The sequence below is a fragment of the Pseudarthrobacter sp. NPDC055928 genome, assembly GCF_042270935.1.
Lineage (GTDB): Bacteria > Actinomycetota > Actinomycetes > Actinomycetales > Micrococcaceae > Arthrobacter.
The window spans coordinates 335918-361564 of record NZ_JBHJZH010000001.1 but is presented as its reverse complement, the minus strand read 5'-3'; the positions used below and the strand labels follow the sequence as shown (position 1 = coordinate 361564).

Genomic DNA, 25647 nt, shown 5'->3' with positions numbered 1-25647 from the left:
CGCCGCAGGCCTATTCGTCGACTCCCGCGTATCGGAAGCGAAGCTCTCCCACAGTTGCACGGCAGGTTTCTGCCACCGAGGCCATGACCCGTTCCCTGTCATGAAGGACGCCAGCCCGGATGGCGGCTTCCAGTGTCTCCGCGAGCCGTGCCAAGCGCAGGCCGCCTACCATCGCGGATGAAACTTTCAGGCTGATTGCCGCATCAAGAGCCGCTGCCCTGTCCTGATATCCCACTGCGGCAGAGAGTCGATCAAGGCGCTGCTCCCACATCGAGGCGTAATCCACAGCGAATTTGCGGGCGAGGCCAGTGTGGGCGAGCTCTGCCTCAAGATCATCCAGGACTTTGCCATCCAACACCGGCAGTTCCAGCCCGTCGAGGCCCAGCACCGTCCCCGAACGAACCTGTGCGCCTGCGTGGCTTCGGCGTGAGCCGTTGGGGCGGGGAAAGAAGCTCGACATCTGTTAAGGCTAGGCTACTGAACCATCGAAAAGGGCTTTCTTTGCTGATCCTGCGCAAACCTAAAGACTTCCTTGAGCGGAGGCACGCGAAGCCTCTACGGACAGGAGATGTCGCCTTCTGCCAGTGCCACTCTCGTGGCAACGATGCCGTTCTGGACTACGGGCCCGGCTTGCCACGTGCCGTAGTTTGCGGTGACCGTGACGGCGTACGTGTACGAATAGACGAGGTTCGCCAGGCCGCCCGGGGCTGTGATCGTCTCAGACGTCACGTTGGGCAGGTAGGTAGTTGACTTCTGGGTGCTTCCGTTCCGGGCGACGGTGACGTCGTAGCTGGTGACCCCGGACCGTTGAGGGGTCCAGGTGACCACAACCGAGGGCTGATTGGCTACTTCCGCACACTGAATCGTCGGGGAGGGCAACGTCTCCGCCTTCACCTGCATGGTCAGGGTGGCGCGCTGGTTCCACAGCGCCAGGGCGTAGCCCCCTCCCGTACCCATCAGTACCGTCAGGCAGAACCCAAGAACGACGGCGAAGTGCGGCTTCCCGCGCAATGTGGTTCCTGGTGCGGCTGCACCGCGTCGCGTGGTCGCGGATGCGACAGGATCAGCCTTCGTCATTGCGCACCGCCTTGCGCTTCATGAAGGCCATAATGCCACTTCCTGTCCCAAGGGCCGCCAGCGCGGCTGCAATCCATGGGAAGGGATCCGGCGTGCCCGTATCGGCGAGCCAACCGTAGGGAGCTGATTCATGTGGATGGGAGGAGCCGGGTAACCCTTCGATGAGGATTCCACTAGAGGACGATGCACATGCCCCCCGGCGTGTAGAACCGTCCTGGTCCTCGAGCAGGAAACGGAAAGCGAGCTCGGTACTCTTCAGGCGTGTGCCATTGGGGGCGTCCTTGTCCAGGTCCAGGTCCACGGTGAGCCTGACGCTTTCGCCGGCAGCAACAGCCCAGCCCACCGCGAGGTCGGAACAGGAACCAGGGCCTGACAAGGGAGCGCGGGCGGTGGATCCCAAGCTTGACTCGATCCGGAGTCCCAGATTCGTAGCCATTTCGGCATCGGATTCCATGACGAGCGCGGCCACAGAGAGGAAGGCACTGTCGCTGGCGGTGTTACGCACCCAGATGTCCGCGGATGAAGCGGACCCGGGAACGTAACCGGTGATAGGGCCCAAAACCGGTCCGGAGATCGACCGTCCGTAGTTCACGCCATCGGAACTGAGCTGCAGATTCGAGTCCATGGCCTGGGCCGCGACCGGTGCGGCGAAAAACACCGGAGCCACGGTGGCGCCGATCAGGGCAAACGCAGCCGGCGCGCCGAACCGGGACAAGTCTGCGGTCATGGCCTGCGTGCCGGCACCGAGGCCGCGTCCATCTCATCTGCGGCCGGGTGGCTCGCCGAAGAGTTGCGTTTTCTGCTGGCGGCCCAGCCCCGGACAAGGGTGATCACTCCGTATCCCACTAGTCCGATGGCGATGTAACGCAGCACGTCATCGCGGCCGCTCTGGGCCGCGGCAGTAGCGAGGAAGCCGACATAGGGGACCGCGTAGGACAGCTTGCCCTTGACCTGTACTTCGAGCACGGGTTTGTCGTCCTCAAGGGAGTTGTTGTCGCCTTTGGTAATGAAGGTCCGTTCGCCTTTCTGCGTCGAGCTGACGGCAACGATGCGGTGCGTGATCACGTCAGGGCGGCCGGATTCCATCTGGTACGTGATGACGTCACCCACCCGCAGGGACTCAAAAGGGGCCGGCCTAACTACCAGAAATGTTCCCGGTGAGTACGCAGGCGCCATGGAGCTGGTGAGCACGGTGTAGGTGTAGGAACCGCTCACACGGGGAACGACGATGAGGACCAACGCGGCAAGAACCGCCAACGACAGTCCAACCAGCCCAAGTGCCTCTGTGGAGCGGGTGAGCCAGGGGCGGCTGTTTATCCCCGGGTTCCTGTGCCTGGCCATCGGACTCCTAGAGAATCTGTTCAACGAACAACGGAACGGCAACGGACGCAGACTGGCCCTGCAGTGTAGATGGAGCCTGCGGTGAAAGCTGGATACGGAAACAGATCACAGCGGAGGTACCCTTCGGGATCTGCACTCCGGGGAAGCCTGCCTGGTACTCGCCGGACGGAACCGAGGCGCACTCCGCTGGATCTGTTGCCGTGGCTGCCTGAACTGACAGGTGGCTGGAGAGGCCTGTACCTGGGCCTGCATCCGTGATGATCGCCGGGTCAGGCAGCGTAGCCAGGACAGTGAACGCGGATCCGGCCGCCGTCGCGTTGCGTACGGAAACCGCGGCATAAACGGGGACGCCCGGAAAAAGCTGGTCCAATGGCGCTGCGGTGCTCGTGAGGGCAACCGTCGCCGGGGTGCCATCAGCCAAGACCATGTCATATGTTCCGGGGCTATTCGAACCCGTCAAGGTGACGAGGAACTCTGCGGACCTGACGGTCCCGACGCCGGCTGGCGCCAGGCTGTTCCACAAAGCGTAGGAGCCTCCGACGGTCACGAGGCCTAGGATCACCCCGGCTGATACCAGTCCAGTAACTTTTGCTGCCTGTGCTGGTCGCATCCTTGCCGTCCCTCCCTGTTAACCCGTGCCTGCGCCCGCGGAGCCTGAGGACTCCGCGGGCGTAGGCCATACTATGGTGCTCGTTTGGACCGGTTACGGCTCTACGGGATCCGCCGGAGCGATCTGCACCAGCTTGAACGCCACAGCGCTGAAGTCGTACGTAGCATCAACGCTGTCGCGGCCGTCCGTTGTCGTGAGGAAATCGAACGATACCGAAGCAACCGCATCAGTAACGTCGTCGGAGAGCGGGTTGGCGATAGGCAGGTCGTTCTTCGTCAAGGTGACTGCTGAAGTGGTGTAAGTGCCGCCGTCGAAGCCGGTATTGACACCATTTGCGTCCTCAACCGACAGCGTGGCAGAGATGTTGTTGCCATCCAGGGTGATGTCCACGTTCTGCGTGTAGGTGAGCGTGTCACCGGGAACGATCAGGTAGGTGTCGATGTCGATGGGCTCAGCCTGCCCTGCGACGGTCCACACACCAGCCTCGGCTACCAGGTTGAGATCACCTGATGCCACTATCCCGGCCTCGGCGTTCTGTTCGACATTCCATACGGCCAGAGTGCCGCCGCCACCGATCAGAAGCATCACGCCTGCAGCGGTAACAATGGCGCCCTTAGTCATTTTCTTCAATGTTCTTTTCCCCTCAAAAGTAAACGGAATTTCCGGATAGACATAATGATTCATCACGTCCCACAGGTTTCCCGGTGGTGTTTGCGAAGGCTATCCATAGGAAAACCCAAGGAAAATGTGGTCAATCCTGCGTGGAATTCCGGGATGGCTGGCCTATGTCGTCTGTTGTCGTTGGACCCCAGAGTTTCCATTCCTCCGTTTTGACGGTAGGCCGGCCCAGCAGATATCCCTGTGCCGCGGTCATGCCGAGCAGTTTCACCGTCTCAAGCTCGGCGTCAGTTTCGATTCCCTCTGCAACGAGCGAAGCGCCGATCTGAGCTGCGAATCCGACCATAGCGGCACCCAGTGCGCGCTGGCCTGTATCTGTGTTGATTCCGGCGATGATTTCCCGGTCGAGCTTGATCATATGCGGTCTGAGTTCGACGATGTGTCGCATGGAAGCGAACCCCGCCCCGGCGTCGTCGACGGCGATCCTCACGCCCATCCGTCGCAGCGGTGCCAAAACCGAGGAGAGCTGTCCATAGTCCGTAACTTCATGACGTTCCGTCAGCTCAAGCACTATTCGGCGGAGGGGAATGCCGCAGAGCCCAAGGACGTCTGGCACACGGTGGTCAAGGCACGCGCGCGGTGAAAGGTTCACCGCGATGTAAAGTTCCTCAGGTAACCCGGCAGCCGCGGCGAGAGCGGACTGGAGCGTGAGGAGTTCAAGGTCAACGCCCAACCCGACTGAAGCAGCCTCGACAAACCACGCTTCCGGTGAGATCCCGGGAGACTCTGAACTCAGAAATCTGGTCAGGGCTTCCGCTCCGATTACTGCCCCGGTGTCCAGATTTAGAATCGGTTGGAAAGCGGTCAACAGGTTGCGGGAGGCCAGCATCGCTTCTACCCCGGCCCGGGACCCTTGGGCCGCAAGGGCACCGGTCGCCAGTGTGTCCAGGGCGCGGTTGGTTCCCTCGAACCCACGTTTCTGTCCCTGACCGTCAAAGATGGGCCTGCCGGAGACTTCAACAAGGACCCGGCTTCCGTCGCGATGCCTGCAGACAGTGACGAGCCCGCACCATGAGGAATCCGGGCCCTCCAAATTAATTCTGTTCCGCAGCGCTTCAGCTAAGTCATCGGGCTCAATGATGTCGCCGAAATGCTTGCCCAGCAGTTCGGATGGTGCGTAGCCGACGAGTTCCTGGCTCATGGGGCCGGAAAAGGTGAACCGTCCATCGGGCCCGATGGACCAGAGCCGTTCCCTGCTGGTACGCAGCACCGTCTCCATCAGGCGGGAAGTCTCGGACGCCCTCGACAAGTCCCGGCCTTGGCGACGGATCACTGCCCACACTAGGAAGCTGGTCACCAGCAAGGTCAGCACAGCCAGCGCGGCCGGACCCCACCGTTCCCGGAGGAGGGCCAAAGGCAGGGCAATGCCCAGGGCAACACCCGCCACAATGAAGCAGTACAACGTCCACCATCGTGACAGAAGCGGCCAGGACAGGGGCGCCTCCGGGTGTGGCAAAGCGCGTCCAGTTGGTTCTTCAGGCTGACGTGAGTGCCGTCGAGGCGTAAATTTCCACATCAGCGACACACCCGGAGGCCGTCAATCTGCCCCTGAAATGCCTGGCGGGTCGCATCCCGCACCTCGGGCTGCTTCCCTTCCCAGTCCCAAGGCCTAGATGCCGCGAAGCTGATTGCATCCAATTGGTCCCCCCACAAGCCAATACTAATCATGCTTAGTAGTTACATACTGCCACGCCAACCATTAACAGGGGCGGAAATTTAGCGCGCCGGTTTCGGTCGCAGCTGCGTTCCCGGTTGTAGTCTTCTCACAGGTTTGGGCCGTGCAATCTTGGGGTACACCAAGATGAAGCATCCAGATCACTACATGCCGTGCCGTGGCGTGGAGGGGGGAGGGGCTGATGGCTGAAGAGCTTGACGATGATCTGGTCATGCAGTCGCTGCTGCTGGACGAGATCGGGCAGTCGGTGATCGGCATGGACAGCGCGTGGCGGGTTACGTACTGGAACCGGGCTTCAGAGCGGCTATACGGCGTCAGTGCTTCGGAGGTGCTGGGTGCGCGGATCGCGGATGTGGGTATTGTCGGCGGCGATGACGCACAGAGGGAAAGCGCTGGCCGTGAGATCACGCGAAGGCTCGCCAGTGGTGGCGACTGGGCGGGGGAACTCTGGATGCGCCACCGGTCGGGGACGGAATTCCCGGTTCATGCGACGGTCAGTCCTATCCGCGGAAGGCACACAGTACCTGTGGCGGTGGTGGCGATTTCCAAGGACATCACGGACAGGAAGCACAGTGAGGCCATTCTGCGCAGATTCTCGGCGATGGTGGAATCCTCCGGAGACGCCATCATCAGTGCGGACCTGGCAGGAACGATTACCAGCTGGAACGCTGGGGCGGCGAGGATGCTCGGCTGGAGCGCGCGGGAAGCTGTTGGACAGGACTATCGGCTTCTGACCGTTAGTGAGGCGGCGGGCTTCGATGCTGAGGTCGCGGCGAGCATTGGCAGTGGGAAATTTGTCACTGGCCTGGAAGCACGGTGGGCGTGCAAGGACGGTTCGTTGATTGATGTCGAGTTGACCGTATCGCCTGTTTTCGGCCCTGACGGTGACCAGGTGGGCGCGTCCGCCATTGCGCGCGACATCACTGAGATCCAGCGGTTGAGGGCGGCTGCTGCGGTGGAACGGGAGAAGCTCCTGGCGGCTCAGGAGATGGCCCACGTTGGAAGCGTGGAGCACACGCTGGAGACGGGTGAGACCTGGCATTCGGAGGAATTCTCCCGGATCTTCGGCCTGGACGCAGGGCAGGAGGTTTCCCGGAAGCTGATGCTCGAGCTAACGCACGCGGAAGACCGGGACCTGGTCCAGCAGGTATGGAAGACCCTGGATGAGGGCGTTGAGTTCGCGGATTTTGAGTACCGGATTGTCAGGGCCGATGGTCAGCAACGCTGGTTGCATTCGCGGATCCGAAGCGTGGACAACGAGGGCGGAAAGCCTTCCCGGTTCCTCGACACAGTTCTGGACATTACCGAACGAAAGAACGCCGAGCAGATCCTGGAGTGGCGGGCCCGCCACGATGCCCTGACCGGCTTGCCCAACAGGTATGTGATCACGGAGGTCCTTCAGGACCTGCTGGACCGGGATTCCCGCGCTGTGGTGATGTTCGTTGACGTCGACCGGTTCAAATTGATCAACGACGGCATAGGCCATGGAGCCGGCGACACCATTCTGATGCTCCTGGGCGAGCGGCTGAAGACCTTTCTCCGGAGCGGTGACACAGTGGGCCGTTTCGGAGGCGATGAATTCATCATTGTGTGCGAGAACCTGATGCTGCGCGGAGCCAGGACGCTGGCCGAACGGATCAGGCAATCCACCCGGCGCCCCTTTGAAGTGGACGGACGGAAGATCTACCTCAACGTCAGCGTCGGCATCGCTTTGGCCGGACCGGACGATACTGCTGAGTCGATGCTCCGGGGAGCGGATACCGCCATGTACCGGGCAAAGTCAGCCGGCGGGGACTCCTCCGCCGTGTACGACGTCCGGATGACCGGAAGGGCTGCCGGGCGGCTGGATCTGGAATCCGACCTGCGGCTTGCCTTGAAACGAGGAGAATTCTCCCTGGACTACCAGCCAATCGTCGAATTGGGCACCGGGGCCACGGTCGGTTTCGAAGCGCTGCTACGGTGGCACCACCGCGAACATGGCCTGATAACGCCCGACACGTTCATTCCCATCGCCGAGGAGACAGGCCTGATTGTTCCCATCGGCACGTGGGTGCTCCAAGAAGCACTCCGGCAGGTGCAGAGCTGGCGCAGTCAGCTGAATCGGGCCAAGGGAATTTCAGCAGCAGTGAACATTTCCGGTCGCCAGTTCGTGGCCGCAGACTTCCCGGAAATCGTCGAGGCAGCCATTCAAGCCGCCGGCATAGACCCAGGTGCCGTCCACCTGGAAATCACCGAGACGGTCCTTATGGATCAGCCTGACCTGCCCAAGGAGACGCTGCAGCGACTCCATGCCTTGGGCGTAGGGCTCTCGATCGATGACTTCGGCACAGGGTACTCGTCCTTGAGTTACCTTAAATGGCTCTCAGCCCGAACCCTGAAAATCGACCGGACCTTTGTCGAAGAACTGGGAAGGGGGCCACACGGAGCGACCATCATCGAACTCGTACTCGGGATGGCGGACACCCTCCATCTGGACGTGATAGCTGAGGGCGTCGAAACCGTGGACCAACTCACTGAACTTCGCCGCCTCGGCGTACGCTACGCCCAAGGATTCCTGTGGAGCCAACCCCTGCCCCCGGACGGCATCCCGGCCTGGCTGGAAAGCCGCTCCGGGACCGGCTCCGCACCACGAGCCGGCAGTTCGGGCACCCTCTTGACCGCGTCAAATTTAGGGTTAACGTAGTTAACATGAAAGTGGCCGACGACGAGGCCCGCCGTCCTTATCGGATGGATGCAAGGGCCCGCGCTGCCGCCGCCACGCGTGAGGCAATTCTCGACGCCGTGACGGAACTCTTTTGGGAGCACCCATCGGACCAGGTCCGGCTGGAGCAAGTGGCGGCGCGGTCGGGCGTGACAGTGCAGACTGTGATCCGCCGCTTCGGCAACAAGGACAAGCTCTTCGCAGCGGCTGCCGAACGCCAGTCGGAGCAGGTCATGGAGGCCCGGTCACAAGTAGTGCCCGGCGATGTCCGCGGGGCGGTGGCCAACCTGGTGGAGCACTACGAGCTGATGGGTGAGCGCGTGCTGCGGATGCTTGCCGAAGAAGGGCGCCTGCCGGCGCTCAAAGTGCTGGCCGACGGCGGCCGGCGGTTGCACCGGGAATGGTGCGAAAGTGTGTTTGCACCGTTCTTGGCGGGCCAACATGCGGCGGTCCGCAGGCGGCGGCTTGCCCAGCTGGTGGCCATCTGCGACGTCTACACCTGGAAGCTGCTGCGCCGCGACAGCGGGCTCAGCCGACAACAAACCGAGCGGGCGCTCGTGGAGATGCTCGTTCCCTTCACCAAGGATGTGCCCTGATGTCCACGATACTTGCCTACACGTCGCCTGCCCGCGGACACCTGTTTCCCATGACACCACTGCTGCTTGAGCTGCGGGACCGCGGCCACAGGGTGCATGTCCGCACCCTGGGCAGCGAAACGGATCTCATGCGGAGCCTCGGCCTGGCGGCTGAGGCCATCGACCCCCGCATCGAAGCCATGCCCATGAACGATTACGCGGCCCGCGGCCCGAAACGCGCTTTGGCGGCCGCTGCGGAGGTGTTCGCCGCCCGCGGCGGCTATGACGCCCCGGACTTGTCGGCCGCAATCGCCGAAGTGCGGCCCCATGCCTGCATTGTTGACATCAACAGCTGGGGCGCCGGCTTCGCCGCTGAAGCCTGGGGCGGGCCGTGGGCATCGTTCTCGCCCTACACTCCTGCCCTTGATTCACCTGGCACCCCGCCGTTCGGCCCGGGACTGCCCCCGATGCGCGGCTTCCTGGGAAAGGCCCGGGACGCGCTGGCCCCGGGAATCCCCGACGGGCTGCAGGTCCCGGCAAATGCCACCGTCAAGGAGTTCGTTCCCCACAGCGCGGTGCTGGGACGGGCAGCGGTGGCGGTGACCCACGGCGGAATGGGCGCCACCCAGAAGGCACTGGCCAATGGCGTGCCGGTGTGCGTTGTCCCGTTCGGCCGTGACCAGCTGGAGGTGGCCCGTCGGGTGGAAGTGAGCGGGGCGGGCACGCGACTGCCAGCCCGCCGGCTCTCGGCGGCACGGCTCAAGAGAGCCGTGAAGGCCGCAATGGCTATGAAGGAAGGGGCCAACCGCGTTGCGGCCGGGTACAAGGCCGCCGGGGGAGCGCCCGCCGCCGCTGATGCCATCGAAGCCCGCTTGCTCAGCCTTCCACAGCATCGGCGGGAAACCTGACGGCGTGCAGCTGCCCTGCATCCTTGGCGGGGTCATGCTGTTGCTGATTGCCGGGAGGGGCCTGCTTGGCGGTGCCACCGTAATGGCACCGCCAAGGGCTCGAGACCCGTCGGGTTTCCCCGACGAAAGGCCCTCGCACCATGGGTGGCTGACCCAGTTTCGCAACCCATGGCCTCAGCGCGCGGAGCCTTATGCCAACTACTGTGCATGGCCTGGATCAAGGACTGCCGCAGGAAAACTCAAGAATCCATCAAGATTCCTGGGACTCCAGCCACTCGTCAAAGCTCTGGTGTCCGACGGCGGCACCGGCCGCCGGGAGCAGGGCACCGCTGCGCATGGCTTTCCACAGGACCCCGGGGGCGCTGACCTCCAGGACCAGTCTTTTCTTCCCGCTCTTGCGGAGATACTTGTCCACCATGTCCCGGAGCCGCTCGGGCCTGGGTCCGCCCAGGTCCGGGAGGAACCCCTGTGGGCCCGCCTCTGCGGCGTCCACCAGTGCCTCGGCCACCTCGGCCGCGGCGATGGGCTGGGTCTTGAACCTGGGCACAAGGACCGTGGGTCCGAGTGACGCCCGGTCCAACACCTGCTCCACGAATTCGTGGAACTGGGTAGCGCGCAGGATGGTCCAGGGCAGGTCGCCGTGGCGGACGGCTTCTTCCTGTGCCTGCTTCCCCGCATAGAGTCCGGCAGGCGCCTTATCCACCCCCACGATGGAGAGCACAACATGGTGCTGGACGCCTGCGGCCTTGCCATACTGCTGAAGGCTTTCGGTGGTGGCCATGAAGAAGTCCACCGACTTCTTGGTATGCATGGACCGGAGGCCGGACACATCGATCACCGTGCCCACGCCCTTCAAGGCTGAGCCCACGCCCTCGCCTTTGACCAGGTCCACACCCTCGCGCCGACTCAGGCTCCTGACCTGATGACCGCGTTCCTTAGCGATGCGGACCACATGGCGCCCAACAATTCCGGTTCCCCCAGCAACGGCAATCTCCATGTCTTATTCTATGGCGCACCGCTCAAGACGAACTCAAGAGCCGCTCAAGAGGAAGCGCTGTGACCCTGCTCCAGTGGTTGCCGGGTTTGTGACCGTGCGGAGCCGGGGTGTCCCGGTGGCACCGGCCACCGTCAACGTCACCGAAACGTCCACAACCGGTAGCGGAACAGCCATGATTCCTTGGCGGCCGGAAAGCTCCAGCACGCCGGCGTCAATGATGACCCGCAGCCCGGATCCCTCATCGGCAGGGAAGAACACATCAGTGAAATCAGCGTTCCCTGGCACCGTCACCTCGATGCCGTCCCCGTCGTGGCGGAGGGTGGCCAGGGACCCCTGTGGGGTGGCCAGGCTGATGACTGTCCCGGCGGTGACGGAGCACTCAAGGTCCGCGCCGCCGTCGAGCATTGCCTCAAAGACATCAGGGCCCGCCAGCTCCAGGTGGCCGGGCCCGGAGTACCCGGCGAGGTCGGCATGCGGGGCAGCCACCAGGGTGTCGCCGTCGAGCGTCAGTGTGTGCGGAATGCTCAGGGCGCTGGCCCACTGCCCCTCCGGGCTGATGACGCCCCTGACCCAGAAAATCAGCGACGGCGCGCCGTCCTTGTCCCGGAAGAACGAAGGGGCGTAGTAGCTCTTGCCGTAGCTGAGCTGCCCCCAGGAACGTGCGCTGAATCTGCCGTCGGAGTAGCTGCCCACTCCGTACGCTACGTAGTGCAGCACATCGTCCTCCCAGATGGAGGTCACCAGTACGTGGGAACCGCCGATCTCGAACAGCTGCGGGCATTCCCACATGGTGCCGGTCCACACCGGTTCCGTTTCAGTGCCGGAGCGCTGCGCGGCAATACCGTCCAGGGTCCACTGCGACAAGTCCGGGGAACTGTACGAAACCGCCGCGGCAGTGCCGCCCTCCAGCCCGGCCCCGACGAACATTCGCCACTGTCCGCCGTCGCGGAAGACGAACGGATCCCGGTAGGCCACGACGCCAAGGTCCGGTGCAGTCATCAGTTTCGGGCCCTTGGTCCATGAGTTCCAGGAAGCGTCATCGGGGGTGGCGGTCCGGACGGTGCCGATGCCGATGTCCGGTTCGGTGACCGAGGTGTAGAACATGGTGGCGGCACCGCCGGCGCCGGTGACGATGGAACCCGACCAAACGCCGTCGTCCCCTTCACCCGGCGCGACTGCGACGCCCTGCTCCGTCCAGGCGATCATGTCCGGGGAGGTGGCATGGCCCCAGTGGCAGTTGGACGCCCACGTGGTGCTGCCGGGGACGTACTGGTAGAAGAGGTGGTACTGGCCGTCCTTCCACGTAACGCCGAGGGGATCATTGATCCATCCTTCGGTGGCGGTGAAGTGGAAAGCCGGGCGGAGTTCCTGCGCGTTCATGCTGATCCTTTGATTTAGCTGGAGTGGGTTAATTCACCGGGACGCTGTTGGCGGCCAGAAACCGCTGCCGGACCTCCCGGGCCTGCTCCGCGTTGGCCTTCTCCCACTGGTCGATTTCTGCCCGGCGGGCATTCCGGACTGCGTCCCGCGTTTCAGTGAACTGCTTCATCCGTTCAGCGGAGGCCTCGCGTGCGGCCTGCTGGGCCGGGCTCAGTTCCGGCAGGGGGCGCTCTTCCACCTGGTCGCGGGGCCGCAGCGGCAGGCGCTCCTCGACGGCGTCGATGTCCAGCACGGGGGAGGGGAGGCTCTGGTACCAGTAGGCGGTGGAGGACCAGTCATCGGAGAGGTGGTTGGCGTGTCCGTGTTCGAACGTGACCTTGATGCGCTTCTGGAACCTGATGGGATCGGTCATGTGGAAGCGGTAGCTGTGGTGGAAGCCAGGCACGTTTTCCTCGTGGACCATGGTGCCGTTCATCAGGAACGCGTTGTGCTGCATGCCCCAGGCATGGCCGAAGTAGTCTTCCATGCCGGTGCCGTGCAGGCTGGGCGGCCAGGTGTCGTCGTCGATGAAGATCATGTCATCGCCCTCGCCCCACCAGGAGCCCTGGAAGTGGCGCACAGCCAGGTTGCAACCCACGTAGTGGCCCTGGCCCTCAGTCTCCAGGACCACGTAGTTGTCCTCGCCGGACAGGTTGGGGATGGCCACCTCGATGCTGTTGGTCTGCAGGTCCGGGCCCCAGCCTGCATTGGGCTTCTGCCGGCGCCAGTGGGCGTGGAAGTACGCGGTGTCCTCCGGCAGGGGCTCGGTGTAGAGCTCGTAGTCGATGTAGAAGTACTGCAGGTAGGGGATATCGTTCTGGTTTTCGACCGTGATGCGGGCCCGGGAGTTGAAGGGCATCTCGAAGTAGCTGTTGAACGCAGCGCTGCCGCCGAAGGTGTTCAGTTCCCCCTCTTTGGCGGAAACGGAGAGCGGCAGTGAATCATAGGAGCCGGACAGGGAGTTCAGCAGGCCGAAGAAATCACCCAGGGGCGCGATCACGCTGGGGGTCTCCTGGTCGTCCCAGTACATCCTGATCACGATCTTGCGGTAGTAGTCCGGGTCCACCACTTCCCAGCTGACGCCCAAGGCGTTGTGGATTTCCAGCATCGGCACGCCCACCAGCTCCGGGGAGATCTGGCCGGGGCCGGGCTGGATGCGGCAGGACTGGGTCATCCAGATGTGCGTGATGGAGCCGGGGCCCTCGATGTCTGCCAGGACGCGTTCCTCGCCGGGCATAACAATCCAGTTGTCGCGGTTCCGGCCGGTCTGGTCCCAGCTGGAGGCGCGGGCCGTGCGGGCTGTGGAGAGCTTGGTCAGGCTGGAGAGCAGGCCTGAGCGGGGCGATGTAGCCATGGTCGTTTGTACCTTTCGGGAAGTTGGTTAGCCCTTGACGGCTGATTGGGTGAGGCTGGCGATGATCCACCGCTGGGCCACCAGGAAGACGATGAGTGCCGGTGCGATGGCGATGGTGGTGGCTGCCATGACCTGGGCCACGTTGCCGGCGCCGTACGGGCCCAGCATCAGGACCAGGCCCAGCGGGAGGGTGGCGGTGTCCGTGCTGTTGAGGAAGATCGACGGGGCAAAGTAGGCGTTCCAGCTGCCCAGGAACGTGATGACACCCAGCGTGCTGACGGCGTTCTTGGCCAGCGGCAGCGCGATCAGCCGGTAGGTCTGCCAGGCCGTGGCACCGTCCATCCGGGCGGCGTCGATGATCTCCTGCGGCAAGCCGAGGAAGAACTGCCGCAGCAGGAAGACTCCCAGGGCTCCGGTGATGCCGGGCAGGATCAGGCTATGCGGGTTATCCAGCAGGCCGAACGTTCGCATCAGGAGGAACAGCGGAATGATGGTCACCTGCGCCGGCACCATCAGCGAGGACAGCAGGCCCACAAAGATGGAGTTGCGGCCGGGGAAGTTCAGCTTGGCGAAGGCGTAGCCGGCCATGGGGGCGGTGATGATCATCCCGATGCTGACGGCGATGGCGATGACCGCGCTGTTGAACATGTTCCTCAGGATCGGCACGGGTCCGCTGACCGCCGCCGCGTAGTTGGACCAGTCCCATTCGGTGGGAAGCCACTGTGGCGGCAGGTCGTACGCCTGGCTGGCGTCCCGGAGCGAGGTGGTGAACATCCACAGGAACGGTGCGATCATCCCGATGGCGCCCAGGACCAGCAGCACCACCGAAATAGTCTTGCCGACGCCGGGGCGGGGCCGCCGCCGTCGTACGTCTTTTGTGGAACCGTGGCTTCCGGCACCTGGCCGGGACGAGAGGGCTGTGGCGTTACTCATTGTTCACCCATGACTTCCGGAGGCGGAACTGCACCATGGTCACCAGCATGATGATGACGAACAGTGTGACCGCGATGGCTGAGGCGTAGCCCATATCGAACTTATTGAAGGCAACTTCGGCGATGTACATCACCACGCTGCGGCTGGCATCCCCCGGGCCGCCCCTGGTGAGGACGATGATCGATTCGTAGATCTGGAACGCACCGATGATGGTGATGGTGATGTTGAAGAACGTGGCCTGGCTGATCATTGGCAGCGTGATCCGGCGGAAGACCTGCCACTCGTTGGCGCCGTCCATCCGGGCGGCCTCCACCATGTCCTTGGGGACTTCCTGAAGGGCTGCCACGAAGATCAGCATGGCGAACCCCACGTTCCGCCAGGTATCCACGATGATCACCGAGACTTTGGAGAACTCGGAACTGTTGAGCCAGTCGATCCGCTCCCCGCCCATGGCCGTGAGGTAGTAGTTCAGGATGCCGGTGTCCTTCTGGAACAGTGCCTGCCAGATGATGGACACGTACACCAGCGCCACGAGGTACGGAAAGAAGTACGCGGAGCGGAACACATAGGTCAGGGCCCGGGGGAGGCGTTGGTTGATCAGCACGGCGAACAGGAGTGCGAACCCGTTGATCAGTACGACGGCGGCACCCACGTAGAGGACAGTGTTGCCGTACGTCGTGGCCAGCCGCTCGTCCCGGAACATGCGGGCGTAGTTGTCCAGCCCCACGAACTTGGGGGCAGTGAGGATGTTGTACTTCGTCAGGCTCAGGTACAGGGCGGCAACCAGCGGGCCAAGGATGAAAACCAGGAAGCCGATGACCGTGGGGGCGGTGAAGAGGTAGCCGGTGAGGGCTTCCCGACGCCGGGCGGCGCTTTGGTGCCCGGGGCGCCCCCCGCGCCCGGTAGCGGGCGCGGGCGGCAGCGAGGTTTTGGGGGCAGTCAAGGTCACTGCTGCAACGCCTCCTCAACATCCTTCTGGGCCTTCTCCAGGGAGGAGCCGATGTCCTGGCCGGACATGATCTCGTCCATGGCCCGCATGAACGCCGGGTCCAGCACGTTGTAGACGCCAGGGGCGGCTACCGGCTTGGCGTAGGACAGGGAGTTGTAGAACTCTTCAGCGTGCTCCGGGGAGGCCAGGAATTCCGGTGAGGAAGCTGCGGTCTTGGTGGACGGAACGGCGGCACCGGCGTCGGCCCACTTCTTCTGCGTCTGCTGGTCGGTCAGCATCTTGATGAACTCCCAGGACAGCTCCTGGTTCTTGGAGGCCTTGGAGACGGCGAACGCTCCGGCGCCGAAAACGGTGGACTTGGTGGTCCCCTTCGGCCAAGGCAGGATGTCGTAGTCTTCGAAGCCGGCCTTTTCGAAGCCGCCGGTGACGAAGTGTCCGGCACCGGTCATGGCTGCCTTGCCAGCGGGGAACAGCTGGTAGGGGTCCGATCCCTTCGGTTGCGGTGATACTCCATGCTTGGTGACCAGGTCGCGGACCCAGCCCACTGTCTCCTCGACCTTCCCGTCCGTGAGCTGGGCCTTTTCCAGGTCATCGCTCATCATCGACGTGCCGTTGGAGTACAGCCACGGTGTGATGCCGAAGGAGTAGTAAGGCATGGCGAACCCGTAGACCTTGTCCGCGCCGTCCCCAGTGGTCAGCTTCTTGGAGATTTCCAGGAACTCGTCCCAGGTCCAGTCGTCGCTGGGCCGCTCGATGCCGGCTGCCTCGAACATCTTGGTGTTGTAGAAGATGACCATCGTGTTGAACGTGTTCGGCATCAGGTAGGTGGAGCCGTCCTTGCTGAATCCCGCCAGCAGTTTCGGATCGATGTCTTCGCGCAGGGACTTGGCTTCGGGGTCGTTCTCCAGGAAGCCGTCCAGGGGCGTGAACAGCTCGTTGGTCAGGCCCAGTTCCACACCCTCGGTGGCGATATTGATGACGTCCGGAGCCTGCCCGGCGGCGGCCTGGGTGACCAACTTGTTGACGTACTCGGTCCACGTGGTGATGGGGGTGAAGTTGTTGTTCACCGTGACGTTCGGGTACTTCTCCTTGAAGCGTTCGGCCACGCCGTCGTACACGGCCTTGTCGCCGGGGTCGCCCCAGTTGGAGACGGAGATGGTGTCGGTGATGTCCTTGGCCGGGGCTGTGTAGGGCCCGTCGGCCGCCGGTGCTGCGGTTTCCGTGGCGCTCCCGCAGGCGGTGAGGGCCAGAAGTGCTACGGCTGCCACCGTGGCGAGGGACGTGCGGACTGTTTTTCTCATGTGATGCTCCTTTGCATGGTGCGACCGGGAGAAGGTGCGCTGGTGGGATGCGAAACGCGGATTGAATGTGTGTTTATCGGGGTGTGGTGCGGTCATTCTGTGGAGCGGCGGAATTCGATCTGGGAGTCGAGCCGAAGGACCTTGGCCGGAGCGTCCGGGGTTTCGAGGCGCCGCAGGAGCAGGCTCACGGCGCTCTCGCCCAGTTGGAAAGCCGGTTGGCGGACGGTGGTGATCTGGGGTTGGAACAGGTCCGAGTAGGTGAAGCCGTCGAACGTGGCGAAGGCCATGCTTCCCGGCACGCGCAACCCTTCATGCTGCACAGCCCGCAGCGCACCCGCCGCCAGCAGCGTGCTGCAGGCGAGGATCGCCGTCGGGCGTTCCCCGTTCCGGGAGGAAGCGCGGAGCAGCGCCTGCACAGCGTCAAAGGTGGCTGCGGCCGTCACCGTGCCTTCGCACAACAGCGCCGCCGGCACTTGGAGGCCCCGCTCCCGCATGGCGGCACGGAAGCCGTCATAGCGCTCGCGGAGCGAGGAAACCCGCAGGTCACCGGAAACCAGCATGATCCGTTCGTGTCCGCGGGTGGTGAGGTGATCAACCAGGGCTGCCATGGCGGCCTGGTTATTGACGCCCACCTGGTCCACGTCCAGGTCCGCGAGGCGGTCAAGGAGGACCAGGGGCTTCTTCTCCTCCCGGATCCGCTCAAGCAGCACGGAGCTTGAGCCGGCTGCCCGCGCGAGGATCAGGCCATCCACGCGGCGGTCCAGAAGGGCCTCCACGGCTGCGCGCTCCCGGGCGGGATCTTCCGCCGAGTTGGCCAGCAGCAGGGACAGGCCGTGTTGTGCCGCGGCTTCCTCCACCCCGTGCACCATGTCCGCGAAGGCCGGTTCCCCGGCATCCGAGACCACCAGGCCGATGGAGTCGGTCCTGGCGCGGCGCATGGAGCGGGCGAGGACGTCCCGCCGGTATCCGGTGGCCTTCACAGCGCTCATGACGCGCTCCTTGGTCTCCGGTTCGACGTGCCTGGTGTCGTTGAGGACGTGCGACACAGTGGACGTCGAAACGCCTGCAAGTGATGCGACATCGACGATGGTTGCCACTGCGACTCCTTCTAGCGAAACGATTGCGCGAACGTTTCGATAGTAGAGACAAACGTTTCGATGTGCAATGGGTCACAGGAAAGATTCTTTGGCACCCCGCGGTTGCCCTATCACTCCTGGTCGCCAAAACTCGCGAATGACAGCCATAAATGGCAGGGCAACCGGGGCGGGCGCGGCAGGTGTAACCTACGGGCAGACCAACCAGCCTGAGGGGGCAGCGCATGGACAATCACCGGTCTTACCGCGTGACGGGGATGTGGAAACTGATCATCGCCTTCGCAGCTGTCGTGGGCGTTGGCACCTGCGTTGCCTTGGGCTTTCTCTGGGCGGCGCTATTCGTCGTTCAGCCAGGCAGCCTTCAAGTGCTGGACACGGCCCCAGCCGATCAGGACGTGCCGGCCGGAGACTACGCTTCCCTCACGGACGCGCGGATGGAAGGTGCCCGCTTCCTGGGCACCTACAGCAACAGCAACTACTTCGCGGCTCCAAGCACTTACGACGAGAACAGCTTTTGCCTCATCACTGAACCGGTTGCGGACGACGGCGTATGGGAAGCAACCTGCAACAGGCTGATCGACGGCAGGGGCGTGCTGACCAGTATTTCCGACACCGAAGGCAGATGGGCAATCCTTGTTCCTGACCAATTCGACCACGGAGAGCTGGAAGCTGAAGGGTGGGTCTCGGTGCACCGGAACCTGCTGGTCCAGCCGATGATGCGTCAAGTCGAAGAGACGCCCTAGGAGGCCGGAGCTGTGCCCGAGGGCGCTGCTCCAGTGGAAGCGCGGTACTCAATGGTGGGTGCCAGGCGGACAACCGAGGGTTCCGCGGACTTGTCCGCGATCCTCCTGGTCAGCAGTTCGGCTGCCGTGGCGCCCACTTGGAAGGCTGGTTGCCGGACGGTGGTGAGCTGCGGCTCGAACAGGTCAGCGTAGGCGAAGCCGTCAAACGTCGCGAAGGCGATGTCCTCCGGCATCCGCAGGCCCCGCTTCTGGATCTGGCGGAGCGCTGCGGCGGCCAGGACGGTGCTGCAGGCGATAACGGCCGACGGCGGTTTGGCACGTGACAGCGCTGCTGCAATCCCGGCGTCGGTTTCTTCAGGTTCGCCGGCGATGACCGTCAGCCGATCGGCTTCCTGTATTCCCGCCGTCGCCATGGCTTCCTGGAAGGCCTCGTGCCGTTCGCGCAGGGTTGCAACCCTGGTGTCCCCGGCAATGAGGAGGATGCGCTCATGGCCCTGCGATACGAGGTGTTCAACCAGTTCCATGATCGGCGCGCGGTTCTCGACTCCAACCTGGTCAAAGGAGTCAGCGGACAGCCGGTCCATCAACACCAGCGGGGTGTCCTGGTTGGTGAACTCCGCCAGGGCCTCCGAGCCGGAACCAGCCGCGCGGGCAAGGATCAGGCCGTCCACCCGGCGCTCGAGGAGTGCTTGGACTGCCCGTGCCTCGCGTTGTGGGTCTTCGGCGGAATTGGCCAGGAGCAAGGTGATGCCCTGGCTGGCGGCTGTTTGTTCCACGCCCCGGATCATTTCGGCGAAAGCCGGTTCCCCGCCGTCGGAAACAATGAGGCCTATGCTGTCCGTTCTCGAGCGGCGCATGGCGCGGGCCAGGGCGTCCTGCCGGTAGGAGGTTTCTTCGATGGCTTTCAGGACGCGCTGGCGTGTCTCATCGTTCACATGCCTGGTCCCGTTGAGGACGTGGGAAACGGTGGAAATGGACACGCCGGCAAGCTTGGCCACTTTTACCATCGTCGTCATCGGCGCCGCCCTCGGGGAATCGTTTACGCGAACGTTTCGCATAACCTCCGCCAGTTTACAGACGGGCGCCGTGCGGAGAGGGCAAGGCCTCGTCCTTCCACTCCAACTAGGTAGCAGCAGATGTCGTTTTCAGCGCTCAAAACCACACCTGCTGCTACTTAGATTTGGGCGGCCGCTCCAGGAAGGACGGGGCTTTGCTAGGTGGCCTCAACTCCATCGAATTCAGGGACTTCTGCATTTTCGTACGGGGTGGCCACCCAGTACATCCGGCCTGCCGGCGCGGTGCCAACGATTGTGCTGGTGCGCGGCGGAACGCGGAACTACCTGGCTTCGAACAACATCGTCAGCAACGTACCGGCCCGGGTGGTGCTTGACGCGAGCACTACCAAAACCAAGGTGATCTACTCCGCGGAAGACTCACAAATCCAGTCGTTCACTACTGACTACGTCAAAGTTCCCACTCCGTAGTCCGGGAAGATTCTGGTTCACAGGGACAGGCCCGGCATTCCGCAGTGGCGGTGTGCCGGGCCTGTCGTCTTTCTTGAATCCTGGAACGCCTCAGGCAGCGAGCAGTTGGCTCCTGTGGGGGGCCGCGGGCCTGGGAGGCAGGACGCTGAGTGTGCAGTGGGACTGGTGTGGATCAATTTTTGCCGGTAAGTGGTGCGTTTTGGAGCACGCCTCCAGCTGCTTCAGGGCCTCTGGATCCACATGGGCAGCCCGCATGTCCAGCTCCAGGTCGAGGCCTTCCTTCAGTGCGTTGGCGCGTTTCACCACGACATAGAGGGCCTGGACGTTGCGGACGGTGACGTGGCCCTTCGCCAAGACTTGGGCCTTGGCGTGATCGAGGTCAACCCGGACAAGAACGTTGAGCTTTTCGGTCAAGATGTACTGCCTTCCCCTTGAGGCTGCGACGCTGCAACCATTACCCTGGGCTCCTGCGACGCTGCAGTCGAACCCCGGGTGGCTGCGCCGTTGCAGCCTCGTCAAGCGTAGGCAATGCATGTGACCTAGGCAACACTTTGCCGAAGTTGTTACAAAGATGCCTCCAGCTTGGTGTCCAGGCCGCCGGCCAGTTCGGGCGCGGCCGCCATGGACCAGCGCTGGCTTTCCGGCTCGAAGCTGACCACCACGGAAGCCACGGCGATCCGGGCTCCGTCGATGGCGAGCAAAAGGGCGTCCTCCAAATGCCGCGCATACTCAAGCCGCTCAGACAGTGTGCCCTGAAGGTCACTGTCATCGATGAGGACGTGGCCCTTGCCATGCACGATGACCTTCAGCGAAAATCCCTGCTCCTCATGCAGTGAACCGCGGGTTGATGCTATTTCAGTGACACTTTCCGCACGAACCAGGCTGTTGCTGATGGTGCGGAGCCATACGTCCCCCATGAAACCCTCCCTATTGGTTGCGGAGAACGGGTAGCAGCGTCCCCCCAAGGCAAACGGTAGTCCTCAAAGAGCCTCTTGTGACCCCCTAAATGTGCTTTGAATTACATTGCCGGGCCGGCGGAGCGGCTGTCCGGCCCGGGTCATAGGATAAATCTGATGACTTCGCCCGATGATCCCCAGCCGTTCAGCCTCCGCAGCATCGCCGTCGCCGCCTTTGGGCCTACCCTGCTGTTCGGGATCGGCACCGGCGCGGTCATGCCAATAGTCGCCCTGTCCGCCCGTGACCTGGGTGCGTCGGTGGCAGTTGCCGCACTGATAGTCACGCTGATCGGGCTGGGATCCTGGTTCTTCAACCTGCCCGCGTCCCTCGTGACGCTCAAGTTCGGCGAACGCGGGTCCATCGTTGGTGCCGCCGCTGCCGCCGCCCTGGCCCTCGCCGCCGCCGCGCTGGCCCCTCAGCTTCCTGAAGGCATCTGGCTGCTGGCGGCGGCAATGGTAGTAGTGGGCATGTCCTCCAGTGTGTTCGGGTTGGCCCGGCAGAAATACCTGACCGAAGCCGTGCCGCTCAACTACAGGGCCCGGGCGCTGTCCACCTTGGGCGGGGTGAACCGCATCGGCGTCTTCATCGGACCCTTCGCCGGTGCCGCCGTCATCCAGTTCGCCGGCCTCAGCGGCGCGTACTGGGTGGGCGTGGTGGCCATGCTGGGCGCCGCCCTGCTGTCCATCACCATCCCCGACCTCGAGGTTGCCGCTTCCGCTGCGGGCACCGACCAAGGCCCCCAGCCCACGCTCCGCAGCGTTGCTGTGTCCCACGCGGGGATCTTCCTCAGCCTGGGCCTGGGCATCCTGCTCCTGAGTGCACTGCGTTCCTCCCGTCAGGTGGTCATTCCGCTCTGGGCCGACCACCTGGGCATGGATGCCACGCAAGCGTCCCTCATCTACGGTATCTCCGGCGCGATCGACATGCTGGTGTTCTACCCCGCCGGCAAGCTAATGGACCGCCGCGGCCGGCAATGGGTGGCCATCCCGTCCACCGCGATCATGGGAACGGCTTTGCTGCTGATACCCCTGACGGGCGGATTCATCGGCCTGCTGCTGGCCGGGATCCTCATCGGGTTCGGCAACGGAATCAGCTCCGGCCTGGTGATGACCCTCGGTGCCGACTTCTCGCCGGACCGCGGCCGCGGCCAGTTCCTTGGCCTGTGGCGGTTCATGGCAGATGCCGGCTCCACCGGCGGTCCACTGCTCCTCTCCGGGGTGACAGCGCTCGCGACGTTGGGCGCGGGGGTCTCAGCCACCGGCGTGCTGGGCTTCGCAGCGGCGGCCGTGTTCGCCGTCGTGATTCCCCGCCTCAAGCACCGCCGGAACTGTTGACACGGCAGCGCACCCAAAGCGGCTATCCTCAACAGATGGGTGACGACGCCGGTGTCAGCGGACCGCTGCAGAAGGCCCTGTGGTGGGCCGGGGACTACGCCTACGCTGCAGGGTGGCAGCTCCGCGGGATAGTCTCGCGCATCCAGCCGGGATCTTTCCACCAAGGACACCTCAGTCCCGTTGTGATCATCCCGGGCGTTTACGAAAACTGGCAGTTTATGCTGCCTGTCATCCACGCCGTCCACGACGCCGGGCATCCCGTCCATGTGGTGACCATGCTGCAGCGGAACAAACTGGAAGTACCCGTCGCCGCGCGGCTGGTGGCGCAGCACCTCGAAGAAGCCGGCCTGACCGACGCGTCCATCGTGGCCCATAGCAAGGGCGGGCTGATCGGCAAATACCTCATGCTGTCCCTGGACCCCCAGCAGCGTGTCCGGCGCATGGTCACCGTGTGCACGCCGTTCTCCGGGTCGCGCTACGCGCGCTACATGCTGCTCCGCAGCCTGCGGATCTTCTCGCCCCGGAACGCCCTGACCCGGCAGATGGCGCGCGAGGAAGCCGTGAACAGCCGGATCAGCTCCATCTACGGCGTGTTCGATCCGCACATCCCCGAGGGCAGCGTCCTGCCCGGGGCCACGAACATCCAGCTCCCCAGCGCCGGGCATTTCCGGATCCTGGGCGAGCCTGAGACATCGCGGATCATTGTGGAGCAACTGAGGGCGCCCACTACCTGAAGAGGGTGCACGTGGGTGGTGGGACCGGCGGTGCTGGGGGAGGACAGCCCGGTCTCAGAGGCCATCCCACCGCCGGCCCCCGTATGAACCCGGCGGAGACGCCGCCGGGAAACGTGGGCATGACCGGTGCGGAAGGCCGGTGCCGACACCGCTGCGTTGTAGTGTCGGCCCGACCTTCCGTACCAGCCAGCATCATTCAAGCCGAATTGCCCTGGCCGGGCACGAGTAGCCGGTACTCGACTTTTGTTTGCCGGGGTACCCGCCTTACGGCGTTCTGTTCCGCGGCGGGGATCGAAGTAGTCTTCTCGCGGACTTCCCGTAGAGTGGCTAATAACAAGCATGCTTACTATCACCGATTGGAAGGCGCAATGCTGCTGATTTTTGGACTCAAGACCGTCCTTCGCGCACTGCCTGGCAGGCCAGCCACCTGCCGGAACTGCGGACGCTTTTCCCAGCACTACCTCGATGAGGAGGCCCGGAAATTCACCCTGTTCTTCATCCCGGTCTTCACTACCTCCAAGGCCTACCGCATCACCTGCTCGAACTGCGGCATGGTTTCGAGCATCAGTTCGCGGGAGAAGAAGGCATTGGTGGGCTAGGAAGCAGGCTGAGTCGCCCGAGCGAACGCCTTAGCACTGCAGATATTTAATGTAGGGCGGACCGGTCCACACGTTCGTCGAACCGGGAACCTTGTACTGGCCCGTGATTTCCACCCGCCACGAACCTGCGAAGAGCATTGCCGAGGAGAACTTCCGCTGCGCAGGCTTGCTGAGGTCGCCGGTATAGACAGGAGTCGTGCTGGACCCGCTGTAAATTTTCAGCTCGTGGTAGTTGGCGTTGAGCACACGGTCGTAGCGAGTCACCGCGATGGTTGACAGGACGATGGCGCACTCAATCGTCACCGTCGTATGTTGAGCGGCCGGCGCGGGGAGGGTCGCAGCGCTGAATGGCGTCGCTACGTGGTTCATGCCCGAGAAAGCGGCGAATGCGGAGCCTGGGGCAAGCGTCACGCCCAAGGTCAGGGCCGTCACCACGCCCACGGCCCTTGCGACGGTACCCATTGCCGGCCTACTCACTGGCGGAGGGTTCCGGGTCCTTGCGCCAGATCGATCCCAACAACCCGATCAGCAGGACGGCGGGCGCCCCGTACATGAGCGTGTTGAGGACAAGTGGCTGGCGCAGGTACCGGATGGCTTGGCCCACGTAGGGCACGGTGAGGATGTGCTGGTCGACGGTTGCTCCTTGCAGGGTTGCGGTCCAAGGGTCTGCGCGCCTGTTGGCGTCCCCCTTGGTGCGTACCGCCATCGAACCGTCCGCATTGGTAAGGATCTCGGCGACCCTGTGGGTCTCCACCCGGTGGTCCTCAACGGGAATGTGGTACGTGATGATGTCTCCCACGCGGATCTCGCTGATGGGCGTGGGAACAGTGACCACCACGTCCCCGGGGTTGATCAGCGGGGACATGGAGCCGGTGAGCATGGTGGACGTCTGGTAGCCGAAAACCCGGGGCCCCAAGGCCAAAAACAGGAACGCGGCAATAGCGACGGCGACCATCACAGTGCTCAGGATGCTGATGGTCCTGCTCGCGATGGCTTTGGCCCTGGAGGCCCCGACGCCCCGATGGGGGGTTTGGGGGCGCCGGGACGAGTGAGGAGCTGCTGCTGTGCCGTTTGCCGAGGCAAGGTCGGTTACTGTGCTCATCGCTATGCAGCCCCTAGGTTGGATTGCGTGATTCGGGAAGGTTGCCTGACGGTGCCGGGTTCACAGCACCGTCAGGTGGCCGTGCTAGTTGACGGTGCCGGTACGCTGCGTGGCGTTGAACGTGAAGTCGATGGTGCTGCTGGCGCCCTGGAAGGAGTTGCCCGCAGTGGTGGGCAGCGAGGTGGTGATCTTCAAGTGGTCTGCCGAGGCTGCGGTGAGGGAGGAAAGGCCGCTCAGGGCCTTGTCCGCGCCGATGACTGAACCACCGGCGAGGACAGACGTCTCCGTTCCGGAGCAGGTGTCAACGGCGTTTGCCACGGCGGTCCAGGCAACGCTGCACGCTGCGATGGTGAGCTGCAGGCCGTTGGTTTCGTCGGTGGTCAGGAGCGAGGGAGTCGCGGTGCTGACGGTGAGCTTGACGGCATTGAGGTTGGAGTCGCCGGTGTTGCTCAGGGTGGCAAACTTTTCCACTGAGTCGCCGGGGAGAAGGTTCGTGACGGGCACGCTCAGTGTGCCGGGATCGGTGAGGTCGATGACCACGGTGCCGGCCGTGACGGCCTGGTCCACAGTGGTGGTGCTGCCGGTAAATGCACCGTATGTCCCCATGCCCGCAACGGCGGCTGCAGTGCCCACCAGGGCCACCGAAGCGAGAATCTTGCCTGACGTGGTTTTGATGCTGAGACCCATGAGATTTTCCTTTACGTGAAGAGGGCCCACCCCCAAGCGGGCCGGCCGCCCCCCAGTGGGCCAGCCGTTCTGCCTAGCCCTTCCGGGCTGGCAAGAACCACTCTTCACGTACTCGATCAAAGAACACCGGGGTAATTCCTCAAGCTTGACTCAAGAAATACTTGTGCCGTTTGTGCTTTCCACGCTTTCGCGGCGGGCTTGCAGGAGCAGCCGATGGTGTGGGTTCCCACATCAGTGCAAAGGGGAGCCGCTTTGTCCTGTTTGACGGTGCTATACATGAGCCATGCGCGTTACAGTGCCCGCCGGGGAAGACCGGGACTCAGTGGATTGCCCCCATCAGTTCGTTGGCCGCTGCGATGAGTGCTCCGGACGGATGGGGCGTGTCGAAGCGGACT

General features: G+C 63.6%; 28 protein-coding genes. 8 read left to right on the top strand and 20 right to left on the bottom strand.

Annotation, left to right across the window (positions count from 1 at the left end; genetic code table 11):
* Nucleotides 1-10: 10 nt before the first annotated feature.
* The 7 genes from ACFC25_RS01760 to ACFC25_RS01730 all read right to left on the bottom strand — a co-directional run bounded on the left by ACFC25_RS01760 (nt 11) and on the right by ACFC25_RS01730 (nt 5093).
* On the bottom strand, nt 11-460 hold the full coding sequence (locus ACFC25_RS01760) for an Hpt domain-containing protein (RefSeq protein ID WP_376043594.1): 450 nt from the start codon (nt 458-460) through the stop codon (nt 11-13).
* 95 nt (nt 461-555) lie between these two features.
* Nucleotides 556-1077: a hypothetical protein gene (locus ACFC25_RS01755; protein ID WP_376043591.1), complete on the bottom strand. Its 522-nt coding sequence runs from the start codon at nt 1075-1077 to the stop codon at nt 556-558.
* Nucleotides 1064-1804 (bottom strand): hypothetical protein, encoded by a 741-nt coding sequence (locus ACFC25_RS01750; RefSeq protein WP_376043588.1) that lies wholly within the window; start codon nt 1802-1804, stop codon nt 1064-1066. The genes ACFC25_RS01755 and ACFC25_RS01750 overlap by 14 nt, the downstream gene beginning before the upstream one ends.
* Nucleotides 1801-2418: a signal peptidase I gene (locus ACFC25_RS01745; RefSeq protein ID WP_376043586.1), complete on the bottom strand. Its 618-nt coding sequence runs from the start codon at nt 2416-2418 to the stop codon at nt 1801-1803. Before ACFC25_RS01745 ends, ACFC25_RS01750 begins: the two co-directional genes overlap by 4 nt.
* 7 nt (nt 2419-2425) lie before the next feature.
* Nucleotides 2426-3028, bottom strand: coding sequence for a hypothetical protein (locus ACFC25_RS01740; RefSeq protein WP_376043584.1), 603 nt, complete (start codon nt 3026-3028; stop codon nt 2426-2428).
* A gap of 93 nt (nt 3029-3121) precedes the next feature.
* Complete coding sequence (locus ACFC25_RS01735) at nt 3122-3649, bottom strand: alternate-type signal peptide domain-containing protein (protein ID WP_376043581.1); 528 nt, start codon at nt 3647-3649, stop codon at nt 3122-3124.
* A 130-nt stretch (nt 3650-3779) separates the two neighbouring features.
* Nucleotides 3780-5093: an EAL domain-containing protein gene (locus ACFC25_RS01730; protein WP_376043579.1), complete on the bottom strand. Its 1314-nt coding sequence runs from the start codon at nt 5091-5093 to the stop codon at nt 3780-3782.
* A 469-nt stretch (nt 5094-5562) separates the two neighbouring features.
* Here ACFC25_RS01730 and ACFC25_RS01725 point away from each other — a divergent pair, with 469 nt between their 5' ends.
* From ACFC25_RS01725 to ACFC25_RS01715, 3 genes are read left to right on the top strand one after another with little or no spacing between them, the layout of a single operon-like run.
* Entirely contained in the window at nt 5563-8064 is a 2502-nt protein-coding gene (locus ACFC25_RS01725) for an EAL domain-containing protein (RefSeq protein ID WP_376043576.1), read from the top strand.
* A 5-nt stretch (nt 8065-8069) separates the two neighbouring features.
* Entirely contained in the window at nt 8070-8678 is a 609-nt protein-coding gene (locus ACFC25_RS01720; RefSeq protein WP_376043573.1) for a TetR/AcrR family transcriptional regulator, read from the top strand.
* Nucleotides 8678-9565, top strand: coding sequence for a glycosyltransferase (locus ACFC25_RS01715; RefSeq protein WP_376043570.1), 888 nt, complete (start codon nt 8678-8680; stop codon nt 9563-9565). Before ACFC25_RS01720 ends, ACFC25_RS01715 begins: the two co-directional genes overlap by 1 nt.
* Before the next feature lie 250 nt (nt 9566-9815).
* Here the strand turns inward: ACFC25_RS01715 and ACFC25_RS01710 are convergent, their stop codons facing one another.
* From ACFC25_RS01710 to ACFC25_RS01680, 7 genes are all read right to left on the bottom strand, one after another.
* Nucleotides 9816-10562, bottom strand: coding sequence for an SDR family oxidoreductase (locus ACFC25_RS01710; protein ID WP_376043568.1), 747 nt, complete (start codon nt 10560-10562; stop codon nt 9816-9818).
* A gap of 33 nt (nt 10563-10595) precedes the next feature.
* Nucleotides 10596-11942, bottom strand: a complete 1347-nt coding sequence (locus ACFC25_RS01705) for a glycoside hydrolase family 32 protein (RefSeq protein WP_376043565.1) — start codon at nt 11940-11942, stop codon at nt 10596-10598.
* A gap of 28 nt (nt 11943-11970) precedes the next feature.
* Nucleotides 11971-13335 carry a DUF2961 domain-containing protein gene (locus ACFC25_RS01700; RefSeq protein WP_337346201.1) on the bottom strand — a complete coding sequence of 455 codons (1365 nt, stop codon included), beginning with the start codon at nt 13333-13335 and terminating at the stop codon, nt 11971-11973.
* Nucleotides 13336-13362: 27 nt separating this feature from the next.
* Nucleotides 13363-14268 carry a carbohydrate ABC transporter permease gene (locus tag ACFC25_RS01695; RefSeq protein WP_376043563.1) on the bottom strand — a complete coding sequence of 302 codons (906 nt, stop codon included), beginning with the start codon at nt 14266-14268 and terminating at the stop codon, nt 13363-13365.
* Nucleotides 14261-15217, bottom strand: a complete 957-nt coding sequence (locus ACFC25_RS01690; protein ID WP_376043560.1) for a carbohydrate ABC transporter permease — start codon at nt 15215-15217, stop codon at nt 14261-14263. Before ACFC25_RS01690 ends, ACFC25_RS01695 begins: the two co-directional genes overlap by 8 nt.
* On the bottom strand, nt 15214-16518 hold the full coding sequence (locus ACFC25_RS01685; RefSeq protein ID WP_376043558.1) for an ABC transporter substrate-binding protein: 1305 nt from the start codon (nt 16516-16518) through the stop codon (nt 15214-15216). The genes ACFC25_RS01690 and ACFC25_RS01685 overlap by 4 nt, the downstream gene beginning before the upstream one ends.
* A gap of 92 nt (nt 16519-16610) precedes the next feature.
* Nucleotides 16611-17615: a LacI family DNA-binding transcriptional regulator gene (locus ACFC25_RS01680; protein ID WP_337346205.1), complete on the bottom strand. Its 1005-nt coding sequence runs from the start codon at nt 17613-17615 to the stop codon at nt 16611-16613.
* Nucleotides 17616-17836: 221 nt separating this feature from the next.
* On the opposite strand from ACFC25_RS01680, the gene ACFC25_RS01675 reads away from it, so the two are divergent.
* Nucleotides 17837-18355: a hypothetical protein gene (locus ACFC25_RS01675; RefSeq protein WP_376043554.1), complete on the top strand. Its 519-nt coding sequence runs from the start codon at nt 17837-17839 to the stop codon at nt 18353-18355.
* Here the strand turns inward: ACFC25_RS01675 and ACFC25_RS01670 are convergent.
* Nucleotides 18352-19371, bottom strand: coding sequence for a LacI family DNA-binding transcriptional regulator (locus ACFC25_RS01670; RefSeq protein WP_376043551.1), 1020 nt, complete (start codon nt 19369-19371; stop codon nt 18352-18354). The two genes, ACFC25_RS01675 and ACFC25_RS01670, sit on opposite strands and share 4 nt — an antisense overlap.
* Before the next feature lie 249 nt (nt 19372-19620).
* On the opposite strand from ACFC25_RS01670, the gene ACFC25_RS01665 reads away from it, so the two are divergent.
* The gene (locus ACFC25_RS01665; RefSeq protein WP_376043548.1) at nt 19621-19839 is read left to right on the top strand and encodes a hypothetical protein; all 219 of its coding nucleotides are present in this window, start codon (nt 19621-19623) and stop codon (nt 19837-19839) included.
* Between the two features lie 90 nt (nt 19840-19929).
* On the opposite strand, the gene ACFC25_RS01660 is transcribed toward ACFC25_RS01665, so the two are convergent.
* Together ACFC25_RS01660 and ACFC25_RS01655 are read right to left on the bottom strand one after the other, a co-directional pair.
* A complete protein-coding gene (locus ACFC25_RS01660; RefSeq protein WP_337346209.1) occupies nt 19930-20253 on the bottom strand; it encodes a hypothetical protein in 324 nt (107 codons plus the stop codon).
* A 149-nt stretch (nt 20254-20402) separates the two neighbouring features.
* A complete protein-coding gene (locus ACFC25_RS01655) occupies nt 20403-20756 on the bottom strand; it encodes a hypothetical protein (protein ID WP_337346210.1) in 354 nt (117 codons plus the stop codon).
* Nucleotides 20757-20912: 156 nt separating this feature from the next.
* Between ACFC25_RS01655 and ACFC25_RS01650 the strand changes: the two genes are divergently transcribed.
* The 3 genes from ACFC25_RS01650 (at nt 20913) to ACFC25_RS01640 (ending at nt 23463) form a co-directional block, all read left to right on the top strand.
* Entirely contained in the window at nt 20913-22130 is a 1218-nt protein-coding gene (locus ACFC25_RS01650; protein WP_376043544.1) for an MFS transporter, read from the top strand.
* A 35-nt stretch (nt 22131-22165) separates the two neighbouring features.
* Nucleotides 22166-22864 carry an alpha/beta hydrolase gene (locus ACFC25_RS01645; RefSeq protein WP_337346212.1) on the top strand — a complete coding sequence of 233 codons (699 nt, stop codon included), beginning with the start codon at nt 22166-22168 and terminating at the stop codon, nt 22862-22864.
* Nucleotides 22865-23232: 368 nt separating this feature from the next.
* Nucleotides 23233-23463, top strand: coding sequence for a zinc-ribbon domain-containing protein (locus ACFC25_RS01640; protein WP_376043541.1), 231 nt, complete (start codon nt 23233-23235; stop codon nt 23461-23463).
* A 30-nt stretch (nt 23464-23493) separates the two neighbouring features.
* Here ACFC25_RS01640 and ACFC25_RS01635 read toward each other — a convergent pair whose 3' ends face one another.
* The 3 genes from ACFC25_RS01635 to ACFC25_RS01625 all read right to left on the bottom strand — a co-directional run bounded on the left by ACFC25_RS01635 (nt 23494) and on the right by ACFC25_RS01625 (nt 25252).
* Complete coding sequence (locus tag ACFC25_RS01635) at nt 23494-23940, bottom strand: hypothetical protein (RefSeq protein ID WP_376043538.1); 447 nt, start codon at nt 23938-23940, stop codon at nt 23494-23496.
* A complete protein-coding gene (locus tag ACFC25_RS01630) occupies nt 23933-24565 on the bottom strand; it encodes a signal peptidase I (protein WP_376043535.1) in 633 nt (210 codons plus the stop codon). Before ACFC25_RS01630 ends, ACFC25_RS01635 begins: the two co-directional genes overlap by 8 nt.
* Nucleotides 24566-24649: 84 nt before the next feature.
* Nucleotides 24650-25252 (bottom strand): TasA family protein, encoded by a 603-nt coding sequence (locus tag ACFC25_RS01625; RefSeq protein WP_376043533.1) that lies wholly within the window; start codon nt 25250-25252, stop codon nt 24650-24652.
* Nucleotides 25253-25647: the final 395 nt, after the last annotated feature.